Source organism: Pelagibius sp., assembly GCF_965249265.1.
In the GTDB taxonomy this organism is placed as follows: Bacteria; Pseudomonadota; Alphaproteobacteria; order Kiloniellales; family Kiloniellaceae; genus Pelagibius.
The window spans coordinates 2,252,760-2,272,868 of the sequence record NZ_OZ252224.1 but is presented as its reverse complement, the minus strand read 5'-3'; the positions used below and the strand labels follow the sequence as shown (position 1 = coordinate 2,272,868).

Below are 20,109 nucleotides of genomic sequence, written 5' to 3'. Positions count from 1 at the left end.
GGCCAAGACTATTGAAGCATCACAGGCCCGGAAGCAAGCCTTGCGGAGCGGTCAAATTCACTTTGCCGCAATGGGGCCGCGAAGGTCGGGAAAGTCGGTGGTAATCCGGGGGCGAAGCAACAGTTACCGAGCGCTTAAATGGCCGTTTCGGGAAAGACCAGCCGCCGCCGCAGGACGGCCTTCGCGGGCGCACGATATCGCCGCCGCCGAGTCGCCTTGCGTAAAAGCTGGATCTGAAAGCTGCCGTACCTGAACGGCCCCGAGTCGGGTCTGCGCTGACTACGCCTTACTGGGTCGGGACCGTAGGCTCGGTCGGCACCACCGGGGTGGACTCGACAGGGTCGGACCCCATCGGCGCCGTATGGGCCGGACCGGGCGGAAGATCATCGACAATCGAGCGGCTCTCGCCGCCGCCGCCGGCCAGTATGGTCAAGGTGATGCTGGTGATCATGAAGCAGGCGGCCAGGATCGCCGTTGTCCGGGTCAGCAGGTTGGCTGTCCCCCGGCCGGTCAGAAAGCCCCCCATACCGCCGCCGCCGGCACCGCCGCCGCCACCGCCGATACCAAGGCCACCGCCTTCGCTCCGCTGCAGCAGCACCACCCCGATCAGCGCCAGGGCCAGAAGAATGTGAACGACGAGAAGTACTTCCTGCATGCTGTCCGTGCGCTGGGGTCAGCGTCCTTCATGGGCTCGGTGCGTATAGTCGGATCCACGCCGCGCCGAAAACTGTTTCAGGGATATCGCCCCGGGCTCGGCGCGCCGCCCGGAGGGCGGCGACGACAATAACCCTCGACAATTGCGGGCTATGTAATGTCTTCGGCCCGGAAAGACCAGAAAAATCCGCCCGAGAGGGGATTGCCGGGCCGCGGCAGCTTCAGGGGCAACTGGCCGCTATGGCCAGGAAATCCTGGGGTTTCAGGCTGGCACCGCCGACCAGGGCGCCGCCCACGTTGCTCTGCGCGAGAAGCTCCGCCGCGTTTTCGGGCTTCACCGAGCCGCCATAGAGGATACGGACCTGATCCGAGCCCTCCCCGACCAAACCGGCCAACACACGGCGGATCTCGTTGTGCACCTCGGCAACGTCACCCGGGGTTGCGGTATCGCCCGTGCCGATGGCCCAAACCGGCTCATAGGCCACAACCAGCCGTTCTGCAGCCATACCGACGGGGACCGAGCCCTTGAGCTGCCGGGCAATCACCGTCAGCGCCTGGCCGGACGACCGCTCGCCGGCGGTTTCGCCGACACAGACAATCGGCACCAGCCCGGCGGCCAGCGCCGCTTCCGCCTTGGCCCTGATCAACGCATCACTTTCACCATGGTCGGCGCGGCGCTCGGAGTGGCCCAGGATGACGTGACTGCAGCCCAGATCGCGCAGCATCGCGCCAGAAGTATCACCGGTGTGCGCGCCGGAGGCCGTCGCGTGGCAGTCCTGTCCGCCAACATGAATGCTGGAGCCCCCAAGAATCTCCGCCACAAGCGGGACATGAAGAAAAGGCGGGCAAACCAGCAGCTCGCAGGCGGGACCCGCGGCCTGGCTGCTTGCCTTGAGGTCTTCGGCCAGGGCTCTGGCGTCAGCCGCCAAGCCATTCATTTTCCAATTGCCGGCAATTAACGGCTTCATCGCTGGCGATTCCCCTTCCAAACGGCGGATCGCTTTCCTAACACAGGCGTACCCCCCGGCCAATCCCCGCGAGAAAGTGAGCGAAAGCCATAGAAAACCATGGATTTGCGTGTTGCCCGCTGCGGGGGGCCTTTCTAAACTGCCGCCGCCCTTACCATGCAACACCGGGCCGTGAAATCTGAGCCGCCAGAAAACGGTTCCCACCAAGAGAGTCAGCACCAAGCGATGAAAAGCCGTAGTCTCCTTGTAAAGATCATGTTGATCCCCCTGTTCGGCCTGTTGATTCTCAGCTTCGCGGTTTGGGGCATCGGCGACATCTTCCGGACACAGGGCCACAACCAGAGCGTCGCAACGGTCGGCGACATGGTGATCGACCAGCAGACCTATGCCCAGGAGCTGTCGCAGGAGATCGCCACTGTAAGCCGCCGCTTCGGCACTCAGCTAACACCGGAACAGGCCCAGATTTTCGGTATCCCCCAGCAGGTTCTCAACAGGCTTGTAAGCCGCGCGCTGCTCGATGAGATGGCGTCGCGCATGGGGCTGATCATGACCGAGGAGCAGATGCGGACCGAAATCCTGGAGAACCCGGCTTTCCAGGACGCTACCGGCCGCTTCGACCGCAACCGCTTCATCCAGGCGCTGCAATTCAGCAACATGAGTGAGGCCGGGTTTCTCCAGATCCTCGGCCGCGACACCAGCCGCCAACAGTTGACCCAGGCCGTCACTGAGGGAGCGGTCGCCCCGCAAAGCCTGACCCGGCAGCTTTTCGCCTATAGGGAAGAGCGCCGCGTTGCGGACTATGTGGTCCTGGAGAACGGCGATGCCAGCGCTTTGGGGCAGCCGGATGATGCGGCCATACAGGAGACCTATGAGAGTGCCTCCGCCAGCCTCATGACGCCGGAATTCAAAACCGTGACCCTGGTCCACCTTCGAGTGGCCGACGCGGCGGCGGAAATCGCGATATCGGAGGAGGATCTGCTGGCGGAGTTCGAGGCGCGCCGCGAGGAGCTTTCCAAGCCGGAGCGCCGGGAAGTCACCCAGGCGGTCCTGTCGGACGAGGCAGCGGCTCAGGCCCTGGCCGAGGTGATCGCCGGCGGCGCTGACTTCGCAGCCGCCGCCGAGGAAGCCACGGGCCGCGCACCGGTCGCATTGGGCCTTGTCGCCAAGGCCGAACTGCCCGCGGCCTTGAGCGATGCTGTCTTCGCGCTTGAATCCGGGGCGACAAGCGCACCCATACAGAGTGCCTTCGGTTGGCACGTTGCCCAGGTCGGTGCGGTCGAGCCGGGGGAGGAAGCCGATCTGGAAACCCTGCGCGACCAATTGGAGCGCGAGCTGGCCGATAATCAGGCCATCGATGTGGTGATCGAGCAGGCGAACCGCTACGACGAGGCCATCGCCGGAGGGTTGCCCATCGAAGAGGCCGCCGGCAACCTGGGAATCCCCTCCCGCCGGATCGCCGCCATCGACCTGCAGGGCCGCGATGCCGAGGGCAACGTGGTGGAGGGCCTGCCGGCCCTGGATCAGTTCATTGAGGTATTGCGGACCACGGCCGAGGGCGACACCAGCCTGTTGACGGAAACGCTGGACGGCGATTACTTCGTCATACGGGTTGACGCCCTTATCGCACCGGCGCTCAGGCCGTTGGAGGAGGTCCGCGAGGACGTCGTCAGGCTGTGGCAGGCCCGCGAGCTCGGCCGCATCAGCCAGGAGCGCGCTGAGGCCCTCGTCCAAAGGCTGGAGGCCGGCGAGGACTTCGCCGCCCTGGCGGAAGCCGAAGGCCTATCCCTTCAACGCACGGAACCGATCACCCGCTTCGAAAACAATCCGCAGCGCACGCCGGCCCCGGCATTGTCACAGCAGCTTTTCGACATCGATCCGGGCGACGTCACCCTGGCGGCAACGCCCGGCAGCCAGATCATCGCGAAGCTGGAGCAGGTGTTGGGGGCCGATCAGGACGGTCAGCAGGAACGGCTCGACCAGCTTTCAGATCAACTGGAAGCCTCGATCAAGGACGACATCTTCCAGCAGTTCCTGGGCTCGCTGCAACAGGAACTCGACGTGACGGTCAATCAGCGTCTTGTTGAACAAACCCTGACCGGCGGGCCGTCTTATGCTGGCCAGAACCACTAGACGCCGCCATGCAAACAACGCCCGACTTTGCGGCCTTTGAGGCCGGCTACACGGCTGGCCGTGCCCAGGTGGTGCACACCGCCCTGATCGCCGACCTGGAAACCCCTGTTTCGGCTTTTCTGAAGCTTGCCGAGGGCAAACCCAACTCCTTCCTCTTTGAGTCGGTCGAGGGCGGCTCGATCATCGGACGCTATTCCTTTCTCGGCATGCGGCCGGACCTGATCTGGCGCTGCCGCGGCACCCGGGCTGAGATCAACCGCCAGGCGCGTTTCGATCCTGAAAGCTTCGAGCCGCTGGAGGGCGCCGTCATCGACAGCCTGCGCAGCCTGATCGCGGAGAGCCGGATCGATCTGCCGGAGGGACTGCCGCCAATGGCCTCCGGCCTCTTCGGTTACATGGGATACGACACCGTCCGGCTGATGGAAGATCTGCCCGACGACAATCCCATGGCGCTGGATGTGCCGGACGGCATGTTCATCCGCCCGACGGTGATTGCCGTTTTCGACCGCGTGGAAGATCTGGTCACGATTTTCACGCCGGTGTGGCCGCGCGGCGACGTCTCTGCCCGGGCGGCCTATGCCCAGGCCTGCGAACGTCTGGCGGACGTTGCCCAGGACTTCGAGCGTGCCCTGCCCCAGCGCCGCGATGTCGTCGCCGACCTGGAGGCGCTGCCGGAGCCGAGCTCCAACATGACGCGTGAGACGTTTCACGCCATGGTAGCCAAAGCCAAGGACTACATCCTGGCGGGCGACATCTTCCAGGCGGTCCTCTCACAGCGTCTTTCCCTACCTTTCAAGCTGCCGCCCTTTGCGCTCTATCGCGCACTCAGGCGGCTGAACCCCTCGCCTTTCCTGGTCTTCATCGACTTCGGCGGCTTCGCCATCGTTGCCTCCAGCCCGGAGATCCTGGTCCGGCTGCGCGACGACACCGTGACCATCCGCCCCATCGCCGGCACCCGTCCCCGCGGTGCGGATGCGGCGGAGGACCGAGCCCTTGCCGACGACCTGCTGGCCGATCCCAAGGAACTGGCGGAACACCTGATGCTGCTCGACCTCGGGCGCAACGATGTCGGCCGGGTGACAGCGGTCGGCAGCGTGAAGGTCACCGAGCAGATGGTGATCGAGCTCTACAGCCATGTCATGCACATCGTCTCCAACGTCGAGGGGCGGATCGCCGAAGGCAAGGACGCCATGGATGCTCTGGTCGCCGGCTTCCCGGCCGGCACCGTTTCCGGCGCGCCCAAGGTGCGGGCGATGGAGATCATCGACGAACTGGAGCCGGAGCGCCGCGGCGTCTATGGCGGCTGTGTCGGCTACTTCGGCGCCGGCGGCTCCATGGACACCTGCATCGCGCTCAGGACCGCCGTCGTGAAAGACGACGTCATGCACATCCAGGCCGGCGGCGGCGTGGTGGCCGACAGCGATCCCGAAGCCGAGTATCAGGAAAGCTGGAACAAGGCCCGCGCCCTGCTGCGCTCCGCCGAAGAGGCGGTGCGCTTCGCCGCCCGGCGCGGGAACTAGCATAGACCGTCATGGGACAGCTTACCCTCTGGGGCCGCCTTTCCTCCTGTAACGTGCAAAAGGCGGTCTGGGTTCTGGAAGAGCTCGCCCTGCCCTACGAGCGCATCGACGCCGGCGGCGATTTCGGCGGCCTCGACGATCCGGCCTATCGGGCGATGAACCCCCACGGCACCGTGCCGACCCTTAAAGACGGCGCAACCGTGGTCTGTGACAGCGACGCCATCATCCGCTATCTGGCGGCCAGCTATGGCAGGGGCAGTCTCTGGCCCGATGCGCCGGCGGAACGGGCAGCGGTGGACCAGTGGCTGGCCTGGGCCAATGCCAGCCTCTACCGCGACTGGATCGACCTCTTCTGGATGTGCGTGCGCACCCCACCCGAACGCCAGGACGCAGAAGGCATCGAGACCCGCCGTACCCGCACCGCCGAACGCTTCACCTTCCTCGACAACGAGCTGGCCAACAGGCCCTTTGTCGCAGGCCCGGAATTCAGCCTCGCCGACGTGGCCGCCGGCATGACCCTCTACCGCTGGTTCGAGATGCCGATCGAGCGTCCTGCCCTGGCGAACCTCGACGCCTGGCATGACCGTCTGAAACAGCGCCCGCCCTTCCAGGCCGCGGTCTGTATCCCCTTCGACGAGCTGGTCGGCAAGTTAGCCCATTGATTGTATTTGGGTAATCTTGATTACCGACTGTTTTTCCTTGCCGGGAATCGCGAATCAGGGTGATAGTTGAGGTCCTGTTTCAACAGCTGAAAGGAGGTGATCCAATGTCTAGTGAGATTTCGGTGAAGTCTGAGGGCCTTGGATGTTTCATGGGTTTGACGGAGCAGCCTTCTTCCGACTCATGACACCTTCGAAGCGGGGTCCCGTTTCGGGCCCGTAAGACTCACCAGCTCATGGGGGGCCGCAGGAATGCGGCCCCTTTTTGATTCGACCCGGGCCGCAGGAATGCGGCCCTTCTACTTTGCAGCGCCCAGAAGTCCCCGCTTAGAAGAGAATCCAGAGAACCGAGGCCGCCAGCAATCCGCCCATCGCCAGATTGAACAGCCGCAGATGGCGCTCGTTCTGCAGCACACGATGGATGGCCGCCCCAAAGGTCAACCAAGCCAGGCAGCTCGGCAGCGCCGCCGCCACGAAAACCGCCGCCAGCGAGAAAGCGGCCAAACCGGCGTTCCCCGCATCGGCCCCCAAATAGGTTGCAGCAGCGCTGGCGGATACCAGCCAGGACTTCGGGTTCACCCATTGAAAAGCGGCGGCGGGTAGGAACCCGAGCGCCCAGTGCGAAGCCCCGCCGGACTTGCCGTCGGCGCTGGCGATCTTGTAGGCCAGCCAGAGCAGAAACACCGCGCCGCCCCACTTGAGCGCTTCCAGCGCGACCGGGTTGTCCAGCAACAGCCCGCCCAGGCCGAGGGCGACCAGAAACAGCATCAGCCCCATACCGAGGGACACCCCAAGCACTGTCGGGATGCCGCCGAGAATGCCCAGATTGGCGCCTGCCGTGGTCAGCAGAACATTGCTGGGCCCCGGCGTTCCGGCGGCCACCAGGGCGAAAACAAAGAAAGCGATGGCTTGATCGATCGGCATGGGCTTCGGCTGAAGGAACAAAAGGTGTAAACTGGCTCCATGAGGCTGGAGAACAGCAGATCGGCCGGGCGCGGTCTTGAACGTCCGTGCAGCGACCGGGACCGGGACGGGCAGAGCGACATGCTGCGGGTTGTCGCCGCCGCCGAGGGGATAGAACTGGTCGAGGCGCGTTTTCGCGGCTACCCCTACAGCCGTCATCGTCACGACACCTATACGATCTGCCAGACGATCTCCGGGGTTCAGGGGTTCAATTACCGCGGGGCTCATGAACACAGCCTCCGCGGCCAGATCGTGGTGCTGCATCCCGATGAGGAACATGACGGCCATGCGGGCAACGATGACGGCTTTGCCTATCGCGGCGCCTATGTCGCGCCGGCCCTGATCGCCGAAGCCATGGAGGCCCTCACCGGACGCGTCGGCCCCCTGCCCTTCGCCAACGAGGCCGTCAGCAGCCGGCCCCGCCTGATGCACGCGCTCAACTATGCCTTCCTGGCTGAAGCGGCGCCGCTGGCCATCGACAGTCTGCTGCTCTGCTTTGCCGCCGGGGTGTTGGAACTCGACCGCAGCCGCGTCGGATCACCACGCCCTGCCGGCCTGCATCCCGCCGCGGTCGCCAGGGCCCGCGAACTGCTCGATGCTGAGTTTGCCCGCAGTATCCATTCCTCGGAACTCGAGGCCGTCTCGGGGCTCAGCCGCTTTACCCTGGCGCGGCAGTTTCGCGCCCATGTCGGGACCAGCCCGCATCGCTATCAGATCATGCGCCGCCTCGCCTTTGCCCGGCAGCGGCTGCGTCAGGGCGACCGCCCCGCCGATGCCGCCGCGGAAGCCGGCTTCGCCGACCAGGCGCACTTCAGCCGCTGGTTCAAGGCAGCCTACGGCCTGACGCCGATGGGGTTCTTGCGGCTTGAGCGCGCCGGCCGGGTTCTGGGTTCCGAAGGTGGGCTGACAGACGCGCCCCAGCCGGTCGCCATCAAACAGTGAGAGCAGATTCACCGGGTTTGATGGATCGCTAAGGCGATCCCATCAAACCCGGATCTGCTCTAGCCTCCCGACACCGCGCGGGCAGTTTCGAAAAACGCCCGGATCACCTTGCTGCCGGCCCGCTCGCGCAGGCAGACGAGCGCCTCATCCATCAGCAATTCGCAATCCGACAGCCGCAACGGCACCAGGCGCGGGTCCTGCCCGAACTCCGCTGCTGAGACCACGCCAACGCCGCCACCGGTCGCCACGATCTCCCGCACCGCCTCGCGGCCTTCGGCCTCGATCGCCGGTGTCAGGGTCAGGCCCCGCGCACGCACGGCGGCCTCAAAGCTCTGCCGGGTTTTGGAACCGCGCTCGCGCAGCACCAGGGACTGCTCGCAGAGTGCTGCCAGGCTGACAGACTTGCGTTTCCCAAGAGGATGCTCGGTGCTCACGAAAGCGATCAGCGGCGTCGAACTCAACTTGATGGTCTCAAAGTCGCGGCCCTTGGGCATCTCCCCCAGGATGCCCACCTCGGCCTCGTAGTCGTAAAGCTGGGCGATAACCTCCTCGGAGTTGCCGGCGCTGACGACCATGGCGACGCCCGGATAGCGGTCGCGGAAACGGCCGAGGATATGCAGCATGTGATGCGCCGAATCCGCAACCACGCGCAGGGATTCCAGGCGCAGCGCCCGGGATTCGGACAACAGCTCCTGAGCCTGCTTCTCCACCTCGAACATGCGCCGGCTGACCTCCAAGAGCCGTTGTCCGGCGCTCGTCAGGCTGACCTGCTTCTTGTGCCTGTTGAAGAGAATGACATCGTACTCCTCCTCAAGCTTGCGGACCTGATCGGAGATCGCCGGTTGGGTAAGGCCCAAGGCCGTGGCGGCGCGGGAAAACCCGCCGCTGACGGCGACATGATGGAAAGCTCTCAGTTGAACGTAGCGCAAGACCCGAAGGCTCCGTCAAAGGGACGATGAGTAGCGAATTCTCATATCAGAAAAATCGATAGAAAGCATATGAAATAGCGATTTTACAGATAAATCAAAAAACTGGAGGATGCCTTGAAAGACCCCTTCTGACTTCATCTTGGACTTTAGGAGAGCGAGGCTGATGACCCCGGCCAGCGGCGCAAATGCGCCCTTCGATCCGCCCGCGCAGGGCGAGCCCTATCTGTTGACCCCGGGCCCGCTGACGACCTCGGCTGAGGTCAAGACGGCGATGCTGAAGGATTGGGGGTCCTGGGACGGTGATTTCCGTGCCATGACCGCTGAACTGCGGCGGCATCTGCTTGCCATCGCCGGTGACAGCGAGGGTTACTATGACTGTGTGCCTCTGCAAGGCAGCGGAACCTTCGCCGTCGAAGCCATGCTCGGCTCATTTCTGCCGCGCGACGGCAAGGCGCTGGTTCTGGTGAACGGCGCTTACGGCCAGCGGATTGTCCAGACCCTCGGCTATCTCGGTCGCGCCTGCTGGATGATCGACAAGGGTGACTACCTGCCCCCGCGCGGAGCGGAAGTGGCTGCGGCGCTCGACGCCGATCCGGCGATCAGCCACGTTGTCCTGGTTCACTGCGAAACCTCTTCCGGCATTCTCAACCCTTTGCAGGAAATTGCCGAGGTGGTCGCTGCCAAAGGCCGTAAGCTGCTGATCGATTCCATGAGCGCCTTCGGCGCCCTGGACTTGAACCCCGAGGAGGTGCCCTACACGGCCATGGTCTCTTCCGCCAACAAGTGCATCCAGGGGGTGCCGGGCTTCGGCTTCGTCATCGCCCGTAAAACCGAGATCGAGGCGGCCAAGGGGCGCAGCCATTCGCTCAGCCTCGACATCCATGATCAATGGGCCGTCATGGAGAAAACCGGGCAGTGGCGCTACACGCCGCCGACCCACGCCGTCGCCGCCTTTCTGCAGGCGCTGAAACAGCACGAAGCCGAAGGCGGCGTTGCCGGCCGCGGCGCACGCTATGCGGCGAACCGCGATACTCTGGTGGCGGGCATGCGTGCCCTGGGATTCGAGACTCTGCTGCAGGATGACTGGCTGTCGCCGATCATCGTCACTTTTTTCAATCCGGCGCATCCGAAATTTGACTTCAAGCGTTTCTATGATCTGCTGAAGGCCAGAGGTTTTATCATCTATCCCGGCAAGTTGACGGTGGTCGACAGTTTCCGCATCGGATGCATCGGACACCTGGACAGCGCGATCATGCAGCAGCTTGTCGATGCCGTGAGTGAAGTGCTGAACGAGATGGGCGTCGACGACGCCGCGCCGCCAAGCGCCGCCATGAATGAGCGGGCCAAGCTGGTCGCCTGAGATAAGAAGGAAAGTCCTATGAATACCCCCCCGACCCCCCGGTCCGTGACGGTTAACGGTCGCAGCTACAACTTTCCGAAGGGCCCCGTGGTGGTCGTCTGCATCGACGGCTCCGAGCCCGATTACATGGAAGAAGCGATGGCTGCCGGGCGCATGCCATGGCTTGCGTCAATCCTGCCCGGCGGTGCCGATCTTCGCGCCGACTGCGTGGTGCCCAGCTTCACAAACCCCAATAATCTCTCCATCGTCACCGGTCAGCCGCCCGCCGTCCACGGCATCTGCGGCAACTTCTTCTATGACCCCGCCAAGGATGCGGAAGTCATGATGAACGACCCGGCCTACCTGCGCGCGCCGACCATCTTCGCCGCCTTCCAGCAGGCCGGGGCCAAGATCGCCGTGATCACCGCCAAGGACAAGCTGCGCCGCCTGCTGGGCAACGGTTTGGCTCTCAAAGCAGGCGAAGCGGTGAGTTTCTCCGCCGAGAAAGCCGACGCGCTCTCTCTCGCCGAGAACGGCATCGAGGACGTGCTGGCGATGGTCGGCAAACCGCTACCCAGCGTCTATTCCGCCGATCTCTCGGAGTTCGTTTTCGCCGCCGGGGTGAAATTGATGGAGTCCATGCGGCCGGATCTGATGTATCTTTCCACCACCGATTACATCCAGCACAAGCACGCCCCGGGCAGCGAAGGGGCCAACGATTTCTACGCCATGATGGACGGCTATTTCGCCGAGCTCGACGCCGCCAGCGCGACCATCGTCCTGACCGCCGATCACGGCATGAACCCGAAGCATAATGCCGACGGCACACCCAATGTACTCTACCTGCAGGCGGCGCTGGACGGTCTGCTCGGCAAGGGAGAGGCCCGCACGATCCTGCCGATCACCGACCCCTATGTGGTCCATCACGGAGCGCTCGGGTCCTACGCCACGGTCTATCTGTCCAAGGAAGCCGACTTTGCCGCCGTTGCCGAGTTCATCGAAGGCCTGGAAGGCGTCGAGCGGGTATTGACCCGTGAGGAAGCGGCAAGGGACTATCAGCTACCGGCTGACCGCATCGGTGACCTGGTCGTCGTGACCGAGCGAACCAGGGCGGTCGGAACCAGCCCTGAGAACCATGACCTGTCGGGCCTGGAAGTGCCTCTGCGCTCCCACGGCGGCGTCAGCGAGCAGCGCGTGCCACTGGTCGTCAACCGGCCGGTCTCCGGTATCGAGGGCCGGAACCTGCGCAACTTCGATGCCTTCGACATCGCCCTCAATCATGCTGAAGCCAGCCGCTCCGTGGCCGCCGAGTAAAGGAAGACTTCGTTATGAGTATCGCTGAAAGCTTCGCTGCGGCACCACGTCACGAGCCCATGCGCATCGCCGGGCGCAAGGTCGATGCCGAAGGCGTGATTGAGGTCCGTTACCCCTACACCGACGAAATGATCGGTACGGTGCCCGCAGGGACAAGCGAGCACGCGCGCCAGGCCTTCGACATCGCCGCCGCCTACGAACCCAAGCTGACCCGCTACGAGCGCCAGCAGATCCTTTTCAAGACGGCTGAGATCCTGGTCGCGCGGAAGGAGGAGATCTCCGACCTCATTACCCTGGAGCTTGGGATCTCCAAGGCCGACTCGCTCTACGAGGTAGGCCGCGCCTATGACGTCTTCACCTTGGCTGGGCAGCTCTGCATCCAGGACGACGGCGAAATTTTCTCCTGCGACCTGACGCCCCACGGCAAGGCGCGCAAGATCTTCACCACCCGAGAGCCCCTGAAGGCGATCTCCGCCATTACGCCTTTCAACCACCCGCTCAACATGGTGGCGCACAAGATCGCGCCCTCCATCGTCACCAACAACTGCATGGTCTGCAAACCGACCGAACTAACGCCGATGACCGCGCTGATCCTCGCCGACGTGCTCTACGAGGCCGGCCTGCCGCCGGAGATGTTCTCGGTGGTCACCGGCCTGCCCGGGGACATCGGCCTGGAGATGATCCAGAATCCGGAGATCGAGCTGATCACCTTCACCGGCGGCGTGCCGGTCGGCAAGATGATCGCCGAGAAGGCGGGCTACAAGCGCACCGTGCTGGAACTGGGCGGCAACGATCCGCTGATCATCCTCAATGATCTGAATGACGACGACCTGGCCAAGGCCGCCGATCTGGCGGTTGCCGGCGCCACAAAAAATACCGGCCAGCGCTGCACGGCGGTGAAACGCATTCTCTGCCAGGAAAGCGTTGCCGAGCGCTTCGTGCCGTTGGTGCTGGAGCGGGCCAGGAAAATCCGCTTCGGCGATCCCATGGCCAAGGACACCGATCTTGGCACCGTCGTGCATGCCCAGGCCGCCGAAGTCTTCGAAAACAGGGTTCTGGCCGCCGCCGAAGCCGGTGCCGAGGTGCTCTATAACCCGGGCCGCGAGGGCGCGTTGCTGCCACCCATCGTGGTCGACCGCGTGCCCCATGAATCCGAACTGGTGATGGAGGAGACTTTCGGCCCCATCGTTCCCATCGTGCGCGTGCCCGACGACGACGAAGCGGTGATGAAGATCTCAAACTCGACGGCGTTCGGCCTGTCCTCCGGGGTCTGCACCAACGACTTCAACCGCATGCAGACCTACATCAAGGGCCTGAAGGTCGGCACGGTGAACATCTGGGAAGTGCCCGGCTATCGCATCGAGATGTCGCCCTTCGGCGGCATCAAGGACTCCGGCCTCGGCTATAAGGAAGGCGTCATTGAGGCGGTGAAGAGCTACACCAACGTGAAGACCTTCTCCCTGCCTTGGGGGTGACACCGCCAATCGTTGAAACGCCGCTTAGCTTTACGCCAGCACCTTCGCGACCATACCGGAAAGTGCACTTAGAGCCAGAAAGGCACAGAAACAGACAACCGAGATCAAGAGCCGCTTGCGCATTAACAGCCCCTTAGGCGTCAATCTTTCCCCATAGAACACGACACTAAGAGGGTTGAATCTCAGCCAGCCCCGTAGACTTCCTGGTTCGGCGTTGAAAGGGACACGGATCCAATAGACTATTGCAGCCAACCAGGACAGCAATGCGCCCAAAAACCAAAACCAATCAAAAGCCTCCGCAATGAAACGCTGCAAAGGCGGCAGCCCCATTAATTCTTCAAGCAAAACTCTCCTCCGCTTCAGACCGCATTGAACCGCATTTCGGTTGAGGCGTGAATAGAACTCTTCGTTTCTGTTTCCGCTTGCTTTGTGAAAGACGTCGCAAAACAGTTCGTGGCGGGAGCAGCCGGAAAACCCATGCAAAAAGAAAGCTAGGGACCTGATTGTCTGAACTTGCAGTCGTGATGGTGCTGGGGGCGGCCCTGCTGCACGCCACCTGGAACGCCATCGTCAAGGGCACGCGGGCGCGGGCTCTGGTGCTGGCGGCGGTGGCCGGCGCCAACGGAACCGTCGGCGTGATTCTGATCCTCTGGGCGGAAGCACCGCTGCCCGCCTCCTGGCTCTATATCGCCGCCTCGGCAACCACCCACTACGGCTATTACTATTTCCTGTCGATGGCGTACAAATGGGGCGACCTGTCGCGGGTCTATCCCATCTCTCGCGGTATCGCACCTTTGCTGGTCTCGCTCGGTGCCCTGGTTTTTGTAGGGGAGATGCTCACCTCCCAGGGCTGGGCCGGGGTCGCCCTGGTCTCCGCCGGCGTCTGCTTGCTGGCCTTCTTTTCCCGGGGACCCAGCGTCCCCGACAAGCGCTCGACCCTGGCCGCCGTCGCCACCGGCCTCATCATCGCTACCTACAGCGTGATTGACGGCATCGGCGTCAGGCTTTCCGGCAGCCCCTTCGGCTACATGGGCTGGCTGTTCCTGAGCGAGTTTCTGGTCAGCCTCTTCGTTATCGTAAAGCTGCGCCCCCGGCTGACGCCCGAGGTACGCGCCACCCTGCGTGTGGGTTACCTGGGCGGCCTCTGCGCCGTCGCCAGCTATGGCCTGGTGATCTACGCCAATACCCTGGCACCGCTCGGCATGGTCTCGGCCCTGCGCGAGTCCAGCGTCATCTTTGCCGCGCTCTTCGGCGTCGTTATCTTTCGCGAGCGGCCCTGGGCCAGCCGAATTGCGGCGGCGGTCATCGTCGGCGTCGGCGTGCTGATGCTGGCTCTCACCCGGTAACTCCAACTATCAGCAAAATCTTTCAACGCATAAAAATAATAGATTTTCTCTATTGAAAGGGAGCATGCACTATTCCCAAAGGGTCGATGGCTGCCGGCCAAAATCAGGGAGCACGGTGGTTCAATAAGGCCCAAAAGCAATTCACGAAGAACGAAAACGTTCGCTAGGCAACAGGGGAAAACACCATGGCTTTTCGTAGGACCTGTCTGACCGCAGTCGCGGCCAGCCTGTTGATCGCCTCGACGGCGGCGGCACAAACCAAGCTGACGGTCTACACGGCCGTCGAAGCGGAAGACCTGAAGCGTTATGCGGAGACCTTCAATCAGGACCATCCTGATATCGAGATCAACTGGGTTCGCGATTCCACCGGCATCATCACCGCCAAGCTGCTGGCGGAGAAAAACAATCCGCAGGCCGATGTGGTCTGGGGGCTGGCGGCGACCTCGCTGTTGCTGCTGAAAACCGAAGGCATGCTGGAGGCCTACGCCCCCAAGGGGGTGGAGAAGCTGGATCCCAAGTTCGTCGACAAGAGCGACCCGCCGGCCTGGGTCGGCATGGACGCCTGGGTCGCCTCGGTCTGCTACAACACCGTTGAGGCGGCAAAGCTCGGCCTGACGCCGCCGAAGACCTGGAAGGACCTGACCAAGCCGGAGTATGCCGGTCACGTCATCATGCCGAACCCGAACTCCTCGGGCACCGGTTTCCTGGATGTCTCCAGTTGGCTGCAGATCTTCGGCGAGGACGGCGGCTGGGATTATATGGACAAGCTGCACGGCAATATCGCCCGCTACACCCATTCCGGCTCAAAGCCCTGCAAGCTCGCCGCCGCGGGGGAGATCCCCATCGGCGTATCCTTCGCCTTCCGCGGCGCCAAGTCCAAGGCCGCCGGCGCACCGCTCGAGATCATCGTGCCCGAAGAGGGCGTGGGCTGGGATATGGAAGCAACCGCCATTGTCGCCGGTACCGGCAACCTGGAGGCCGCCAAGACCCTGGTCGACTGGTCGATCACGCGCAAGGCCAACGAGATGTACAACAGCGGCTATGCCGTGGTTGCCATGCCCGGTGTGGCCAAGCCGGTCGAGCACTTTCCGCCCAATCTGGTCGATAAGATGATCGACAACGACTTCGAGTTTGCGGCCAACAACCGCAAGGCCATCCTTGAGGAATGGCAGAAGCGTTACGATTCGAAGTCCGAGCCCAAAAGCTGATTGCAGCCTGGGCTGGCCGAAGAGGGCGCCGCTTGCGGCGCCCTCTTTCGATCCGGCACGCCCCTGCGCATACTTAGGTGCAATTGAGCGAGGCTTCCTTGGTGTCCAGCTATCTGCGTATCCGCAACCTCCAAAAGGACTTCGGCGACTTTACCGCGCTGAAAGACATCTCCCTGGATATCGAGGAGGGCGAGTTCGTCTGCTTCCTCGGCCCCTCGGGTTGCGGCAAGACCACCTTATTGCGGGCCATCGCCGGCCTCGACCTGCAGAGCTACGGCAGCATCGAACAGGGTGGCCGCGACATATCCGCCCTGCCCATAGCGCAGCGCGACTTCGGCATTGTGTTTCAGTCCTACGCGCTGTTTCCCAACCTGACGATTGAACGCAACATCGCCTTCGGTCTGGAAAACGCCGGCCGATCGAAAACCGAAATAAATGACCGTGTCACAGAGCTGCTGGCACTCGTCGATCTGGCGGATCAGGGGCAGAAGTATCCGGCACAGCTTTCCGGCGGCCAGCAGCAACGTATCGCCTTGGCCCGGGCCATCGCCACCTCGCCCGGGCTGCTGTTGCTTGACGAACCGCTCTCGGCGCTGGATGCCAAGGTGCGGGTTCACCTGCGCCATCAGATCAAGGAACTGCAGCGCAAGCTGGACGTCACCACCGTCATGGTGACCCACGACCAGGAGGAAGCCCTCTCCATGGCCGACCGCATCGTGGTCATGAATCACGGTGTGATCGAGCAGGTCGGCACGCCCACGCAGATCTACCGCGAGCCTCAATCGCTTTTCGTTGCCGACTTTATCGGCGAGACCAACCAGATCCGCTCCACCATTACGGCACCTGACGAACTGACCGTCGGGAGGTGCGACCTGAAAAGCAGCGCGCACGGGTTTTCGCTCGGACAAGAGGTCATCGTGACCATCCGGCCCGAAGATATCATTCCTCATGAAGCAGGGAGCCACAGGGCGGGGAGCACCCACAGCGCTCTGGCGGTTGCTGTCGCCGAGATGGAGTTTCTCGGCTCTTTCTGGCGTTCGCGCCTGACCGGCGCGGAACTGGGCGATGAAGAACTCTATGCGGACTTCTCCATCAATGCAGTACGCCGCCTTTCGCTCGAGGCGGGCGCCGCGCTGACCATTGAGCTGCCCGCCGACCGGCTCATCGCTTTTCCCGCAGGAGGTGACGGTGTCGGCAAGGGCTGAAAGCCTTCAGCCGAAAAGGCGGCCGGTCAAAGCCAGCCTGGGCCGCGACGACTTTGTGATGCGCGGCTTCATGGTCGTGATCGCGCTCTATTTGCTGATTGCGCTTGCCCTTCCGCTCTACGCCATGCTGTCGAAGTCGTTCTCGACCTACAGCTTCGACCTCGAAGCCTACGAGTTTCAGGTCAGCGACGAAGCCGGCGACTTCAATACACCGCCGGTATCGGCGGCAAGTCTGAACGAATCCCTGCAGGCGGTACCGCCGGAAGCTTTGGCGACAAGCGGGGACGGACGCCTGCCGGCCGCCAGCTTCTTCCCCGATTTCAGCTTCCGCAGCCCGGTGCTCTACCGCATTCGGGGCAGCGATGCCGATGCAGTTTTCCTGATCGGCTCCGAACGGTTCACCGGCACGCAGTGGCAGGAGGTGGACTCCAATACCTTCCGCCGGGTCATGCTGCGGCCTTCACGCGCCCAGGGCCTGCAGAACTACGTCACCTATTTCTCGACGCCGTCGCTGTTTCAGTCGATCGAGAATTCCCTGTTCATCGCGGCGCTCAGTACGATCATCACCGTCAGTCTCGCCTTCGGCTTTGCCTATGCCCTCAGCCGCAGCTGCATGCGCTTCAAAGGGTTTTTCAGGCTGATCGCTCTGGCGCCCATTCTCGTGCCCTCCCTCCTGCCCGGCATTGCCCTGGTCTACCTCTTCGGCAACCAGGGTATGATCAAGGGCCTGCTGCTGGGGGAGTCGATCTACGGGCCCATCGGTATCGTCATCGGTTCGGTGTTCTTCACCTTTCCCCATGCCATGCTGATCATCACCACGGCCCTGGCCATTTCCGATGCACGGCTTTATGAGGCAGCGGAATCCCTTAAGGCCAACCGCTGGAAGATCTTCTGGACCGTCACCCTGCCCGGCGCCCGTTACGGCCTGATCTCCGCAGCCTTCGTGGTTTTCAATCTGGTGATCACCGACTTCGGCCTGCCCAAGGTGATCGGCGGGCAATACAACATGCTGGCGGTCGACATCTACAAGCAGGTCATCGGCCAGCAGAACTTCGAAATGGGTGCCGTGGTTTCGGTGGTGCTGCTGATTCCGGCGCTGGTCGCCTTCGCCGTGGACCGGCAGGTTCAGAAAAAGCAGGTCGCCCTGCTGTCGGCCCGCTCCGTCCCTTACCAGCCGCGGCCCAACCCACGCAACGACTGGCTGGCTTTCGGTTACTGCGGACTCGTGGCCGTCTTCATCGTCGGCCTGCTGGCGGTCTGCCAGTTCGCCGCGCTGATCAAGTTCTGGCCCTACGACCTCAGCCTCAGCCTCAAAAACTATGCTTTCGATCTGATGGACGGCGGTGGTTGGGCCTCTTACTACAACTCCATTGAGATGGCCCTGCTGACTGCGGTGATCGGCACCCTGGTGGTCTTCACCGGCGGCTATATGGTCGAGAAGACCAAGGGCTTCAACAGCGGACGCGGGCTCTTTCAACTGCTGGCGATGCTGCCCATGGCAATCCCCGGCATGGTGTTGGGTCTGGCCTACATCTTCTTCTTCAACAACCCGCAAAACCCATTGAACTTCTTCTACGGCACCATGGCTATCCTGGTGACCTGCACGGTCACCCACTTCTATACGGTCTCGCACCTGACCGCCGTGACTGCTCTGAAACAGATGGACCGGGAATTCGAGTCCGTCGCCGCCTCGCTGAAGCAACCCTTCAACCGGCTGTTCCGCGTGGTGACCGTACCGGTCTGCCTGCCGACCATCCTCGACATCTCGATCTATCTCTTCGTCAATGCCATGACGACCGTCTCGGCGGTGGTGTTCCTGTACTCACCGACGACGACTCTGGCTTCCGTCGCCGTGCTCAACATGGACGATGCCGGCGACATCGCCCCAGCCGCTGCCATGGGCATGATGATCTTCTATACCAACGCCGGCGCCCGCATCCTGCACTTGATTATTTCAAAAGGCGTGTTGAAACGCACCCAGGCCTGGCGCTTTCGTTAGGCGGAACGCTTTCGTTCGATTACCCGCTCCAACGGGAAGACGACGATCACCGTGGTGCCCTTCCCTTCCTCGCTCACGATCTCCAGCGAACCCCCAAAGAGCTGCATGAAGTTGTCGCAGAGATGGAGGCCGAGGCCGGTGCCGTTGTGTTCACGGGCGCGAGCATTGTGGGCCTGTTCGAAGGGGCGCAAAGCCTTGGTAACGCCCTCTTTGGTCATGCCGATGCCGTTGTCGGCGACACTCATGTGAATCAGGCCCTGGGCATCGGTCCAGGCGCTGACATCAATATGTCCGCCTCTGGGCGTGAACTTCACGGAGTTTGAAAGCAGGTTATTGAGGATCTGGGTCATGACCCTGGAATCCCCGCGCAGGGCCGGTATGTCAGCCGGTATGTGCGTGGCAAGGGTCAGTGCCGCACCCTCGACGGCCGTTGCGATCTGCCGCAGAGCGTTGTGGACCAAGGTCCGAATATCCACAACCTCCTCGGTCAGCTCGTACTTACCGGCCTCGACCTTTGAGATATCCAGAAGGTCGTTGATCAGGCTGATCAATAGCGAACCACTGTGATGAATGTCCTCGACATATTCCTCATAGCGCGGGTCCCCGAGGGGGCCAAAGGCGCCGGCCCGCATGATCTCGCTGAAACCGAGTATGGCGTTAAGCGGGGTTCGAAGATCATGGCTCATGTTGGCCAGGAACTCGGTCTTGGCCCGGTTGGCTTCGACCGCCTGCTCGCGCGCCGTTTCAAGCTCTGCGGTACGCTCCGTAACGCGTTGCTCCAGGTGCGCATTGGCGCGCCGCAGTTCGCGTTCGGCCTGTTCCACCCGCAGACTCTTCAAGCGAAGCTGTTCCAAAGCGTCGGCCATTCGGCTGACTTCGCCGTCACGGCCACGCTCCGGCACCTCGGTGTCGAGAGCCCCCTCGCCGATCCGCACCATCGCATCGGCGACCCGGGAAAGCGGCCCGGAGATCAGATTGACGCCGACGAAGACCACCACCGCGGTGATGACCGCCAGAATACCCGCCGTCGCGGCGTCGTAGCGAATAGCCCGCCAAACCTCAAACGACACTCCCTCCGTGGACACCCAGAGAAACAGGGTTCCGACCCACTCACCGGACTGGGCGACAATCCGGTGATCGAAGACCAGATAGTCGGCTGCTGCATCGGGATCGAAGCGATCGGTCAGCACTTCCGCAAGCTTGCTTCCCCTGTTGTCGAAGACCCTGGCCCCGATGACGGCTCGGGTATCCACCAAATGCTCCAGGCGTTGCTGAACCATGAGGTAGTCATAGTCCCACAACGGGTCCGACAGAGTATCGCCGAACACGGAGGTCAGCACTTGAGACTCGGCTTTCAGGCCGCTCATCAATCGGGCGGCATGCTCGCGGCCGGAGAGCGCCGTGCCGAGCAGCGAGACGAGCACCACCGTCGCAAGCACGGTCACCACGATCCGATTC

The 20,109-nt window shown here is 62.9% G+C and carries 17 protein-coding genes; 11 read left to right on the top strand and 6 right to left on the bottom strand.

The window, feature by feature from the left end:
* Positions 1-286: 286 nt before the first annotated feature.
* Both secG and tpiA read right to left on the bottom strand, forming a co-directional pair.
* On the bottom strand, positions 287-655 hold the full coding sequence (gene secG, locus ACP146_RS10860; protein ID WP_422366773.1) for a preprotein translocase subunit SecG: 369 nt from the start codon (positions 653-655) through the stop codon (positions 287-289).
* A gap of 220 nt (positions 656-875) precedes the next feature.
* Positions 876-1,622: a triose-phosphate isomerase gene (gene tpiA / locus ACP146_RS10855; RefSeq protein ID WP_422366772.1), complete on the bottom strand. Its 747-nt coding sequence runs from the start codon at positions 1,620-1,622 to the stop codon at positions 876-878.
* 225 nt (positions 1,623-1,847) lie between these two features.
* Between tpiA and ACP146_RS10850 the strand changes: the two genes are divergently transcribed.
* From ACP146_RS10850 to ACP146_RS10840, 3 genes are read left to right on the top strand one after another with little or no spacing between them, the layout of a single operon-like run.
* Entirely contained in the window at positions 1,848-3,752 is a 1,905-nt protein-coding gene (locus ACP146_RS10850; protein ID WP_425032566.1) for a SurA N-terminal domain-containing protein, read from the top strand.
* An 8-nt stretch (positions 3,753-3,760) separates the two neighbouring features.
* Positions 3,761-5,272, top strand: coding sequence for an anthranilate synthase component I (gene trpE, locus ACP146_RS10845; protein WP_422366770.1), 1,512 nt, complete (start codon positions 3,761-3,763; stop codon positions 5,270-5,272).
* A gap of 11 nt (positions 5,273-5,283) precedes the next feature.
* Entirely contained in the window at positions 5,284-5,934 is a 651-nt protein-coding gene (locus ACP146_RS10840; RefSeq protein ID WP_422366769.1) for a glutathione S-transferase family protein, read from the top strand.
* A gap of 324 nt (positions 5,935-6,258) precedes the next feature.
* Here ACP146_RS10840 and ACP146_RS10835 read toward each other — a convergent pair whose 3' ends face one another.
* Entirely contained in the window at positions 6,259-6,855 is a 597-nt protein-coding gene (locus ACP146_RS10835) for a LysE family translocator (RefSeq protein ID WP_422366768.1), read from the bottom strand.
* A 120-nt stretch (positions 6,856-6,975) separates the two neighbouring features.
* Between ACP146_RS10835 and ACP146_RS10830 the strand changes: the two genes are divergently transcribed.
* The gene (locus ACP146_RS10830) at positions 6,976-7,836 is read left to right on the top strand and encodes an AraC family transcriptional regulator (RefSeq protein WP_422366767.1); all 861 of its coding nucleotides are present in this window, start codon (positions 6,976-6,978) and stop codon (positions 7,834-7,836) included.
* A 59-nt stretch (positions 7,837-7,895) separates the two neighbouring features.
* Here ACP146_RS10830 and ACP146_RS10825 read toward each other — a convergent pair whose 3' ends face one another.
* Entirely contained in the window at positions 7,896-8,765 is an 870-nt protein-coding gene (locus ACP146_RS10825; RefSeq protein WP_422366766.1) for a LysR substrate-binding domain-containing protein, read from the bottom strand.
* Between the two features lie 163 nt (positions 8,766-8,928).
* On the opposite strand from ACP146_RS10825, the gene ACP146_RS10820 reads away from it, so the two are divergent.
* From ACP146_RS10820 to phnY, 3 genes are read left to right on the top strand one after another with little or no spacing between them, the layout of a single operon-like run.
* The gene (locus ACP146_RS10820; RefSeq protein WP_422366765.1) at positions 8,929-10,125 is read left to right on the top strand and encodes a 2-aminoethylphosphonate--pyruvate transaminase; all 1,197 of its coding nucleotides are present in this window, start codon (positions 8,929-8,931) and stop codon (positions 10,123-10,125) included.
* Positions 10,126-10,143: 18 nt separating this feature from the next.
* Positions 10,144-11,418, top strand: a complete 1,275-nt coding sequence (gene phnA / locus ACP146_RS10815) for a phosphonoacetate hydrolase (RefSeq protein WP_422366764.1) — start codon at positions 10,144-10,146, stop codon at positions 11,416-11,418.
* Positions 11,419-11,432: 14 nt separating this feature from the next.
* Entirely contained in the window at positions 11,433-12,893 is a 1,461-nt protein-coding gene (phnY, locus tag ACP146_RS10810) for a phosphonoacetaldehyde dehydrogenase (RefSeq protein WP_422366763.1), read from the top strand.
* Between the two features lie 30 nt (positions 12,894-12,923).
* Here phnY and ACP146_RS10805 read toward each other — a convergent pair whose 3' ends face one another.
* Positions 12,924-13,238, bottom strand: a complete 315-nt coding sequence (locus ACP146_RS10805; RefSeq protein ID WP_422366762.1) for a hypothetical protein — start codon at positions 13,236-13,238, stop codon at positions 12,924-12,926.
* A gap of 158 nt (positions 13,239-13,396) precedes the next feature.
* Here ACP146_RS10805 and ACP146_RS10800 point away from each other — a divergent pair, with 158 nt between their 5' ends.
* From ACP146_RS10800 to ACP146_RS10785, 4 genes are all read left to right on the top strand, one after another.
* Positions 13,397-14,239 (top strand): DMT family transporter, encoded by an 843-nt coding sequence (locus ACP146_RS10800; RefSeq protein WP_422366761.1) that lies wholly within the window; start codon positions 13,397-13,399, stop codon positions 14,237-14,239.
* Positions 14,240-14,424: 185 nt separating this feature from the next.
* Positions 14,425-15,447, top strand: a complete 1,023-nt coding sequence (locus tag ACP146_RS10795; RefSeq protein ID WP_422366760.1) for a putative 2-aminoethylphosphonate ABC transporter substrate-binding protein — start codon at positions 14,425-14,427, stop codon at positions 15,445-15,447.
* A 101-nt stretch (positions 15,448-15,548) separates the two neighbouring features.
* Entirely contained in the window at positions 15,549-16,652 is a 1,104-nt protein-coding gene (locus tag ACP146_RS10790; RefSeq protein ID WP_422366759.1) for a putative 2-aminoethylphosphonate ABC transporter ATP-binding protein, read from the top strand.
* Positions 16,636-18,651 (top strand): putative 2-aminoethylphosphonate ABC transporter permease subunit, encoded by a 2,016-nt coding sequence (locus ACP146_RS10785; protein ID WP_422366758.1) that lies wholly within the window; start codon positions 16,636-16,638, stop codon positions 18,649-18,651. Before ACP146_RS10790 ends, ACP146_RS10785 begins: the two co-directional genes overlap by 17 nt.
* Here the strand turns inward: ACP146_RS10785 and ACP146_RS10780 are convergent.
* On the bottom strand, positions 18,648-20,099 hold the full coding sequence (locus ACP146_RS10780) for an ATP-binding protein (protein ID WP_422366757.1): 1,452 nt from the start codon (positions 20,097-20,099) through the stop codon (positions 18,648-18,650). The genes ACP146_RS10785 and ACP146_RS10780 overlap by 4 nt on opposite strands.
* Positions 20,100-20,109 lie beyond the last annotated feature (10 nt).

Coding starts and splice junctions, on each gene's coding strand:
- ACP146_RS10835 (WP_422366768.1), bottom strand. CDS start 6,855: ATGCCGATCGATCAAGCCATCGCTTTCTTTGTTTTCGCCCTGGTGGCC.
- ACP146_RS10820 (WP_422366765.1), top strand. CDS start 8,929: ATGACCCCGGCCAGCGGCGCAAATGCGCCCTTCGATCCGCCCGCGCAG.
- ACP146_RS10850 (WP_425032566.1), top strand. CDS start 1,848: ATGAAAAGCCGTAGTCTCCTTGTAAAGATCATGTTGATCCCCCTGTTC.
- phnA (WP_422366764.1), top strand. CDS start 10,144: ATGAATACCCCCCCGACCCCCCGGTCCGTGACGGTTAACGGTCGCAGC.
- tpiA (WP_422366772.1), bottom strand. CDS start 1,622: ATGAAGCCGTTAATTGCCGGCAATTGGAAAATGAATGGCTTGGCGGCT.
- trpE (WP_422366770.1), top strand. CDS start 3,761: ATGCAAACAACGCCCGACTTTGCGGCCTTTGAGGCCGGCTACACGGCT.
- ACP146_RS10795 (WP_422366760.1), top strand. CDS start 14,425: ATGGCTTTTCGTAGGACCTGTCTGACCGCAGTCGCGGCCAGCCTGTTG.
- secG (WP_422366773.1), bottom strand. CDS start 655: ATGCAGGAAGTACTTCTCGTCGTTCACATTCTTCTGGCCCTGGCGCTG.
- ACP146_RS10840 (WP_422366769.1), top strand. CDS start 5,284: ATGGGACAGCTTACCCTCTGGGGCCGCCTTTCCTCCTGTAACGTGCAA.
- phnY (WP_422366763.1), top strand. CDS start 11,433: ATGAGTATCGCTGAAAGCTTCGCTGCGGCACCACGTCACGAGCCCATG.
- ACP146_RS10830 (WP_422366767.1), top strand. CDS start 6,976: ATGCTGCGGGTTGTCGCCGCCGCCGAGGGGATAGAACTGGTCGAGGCG.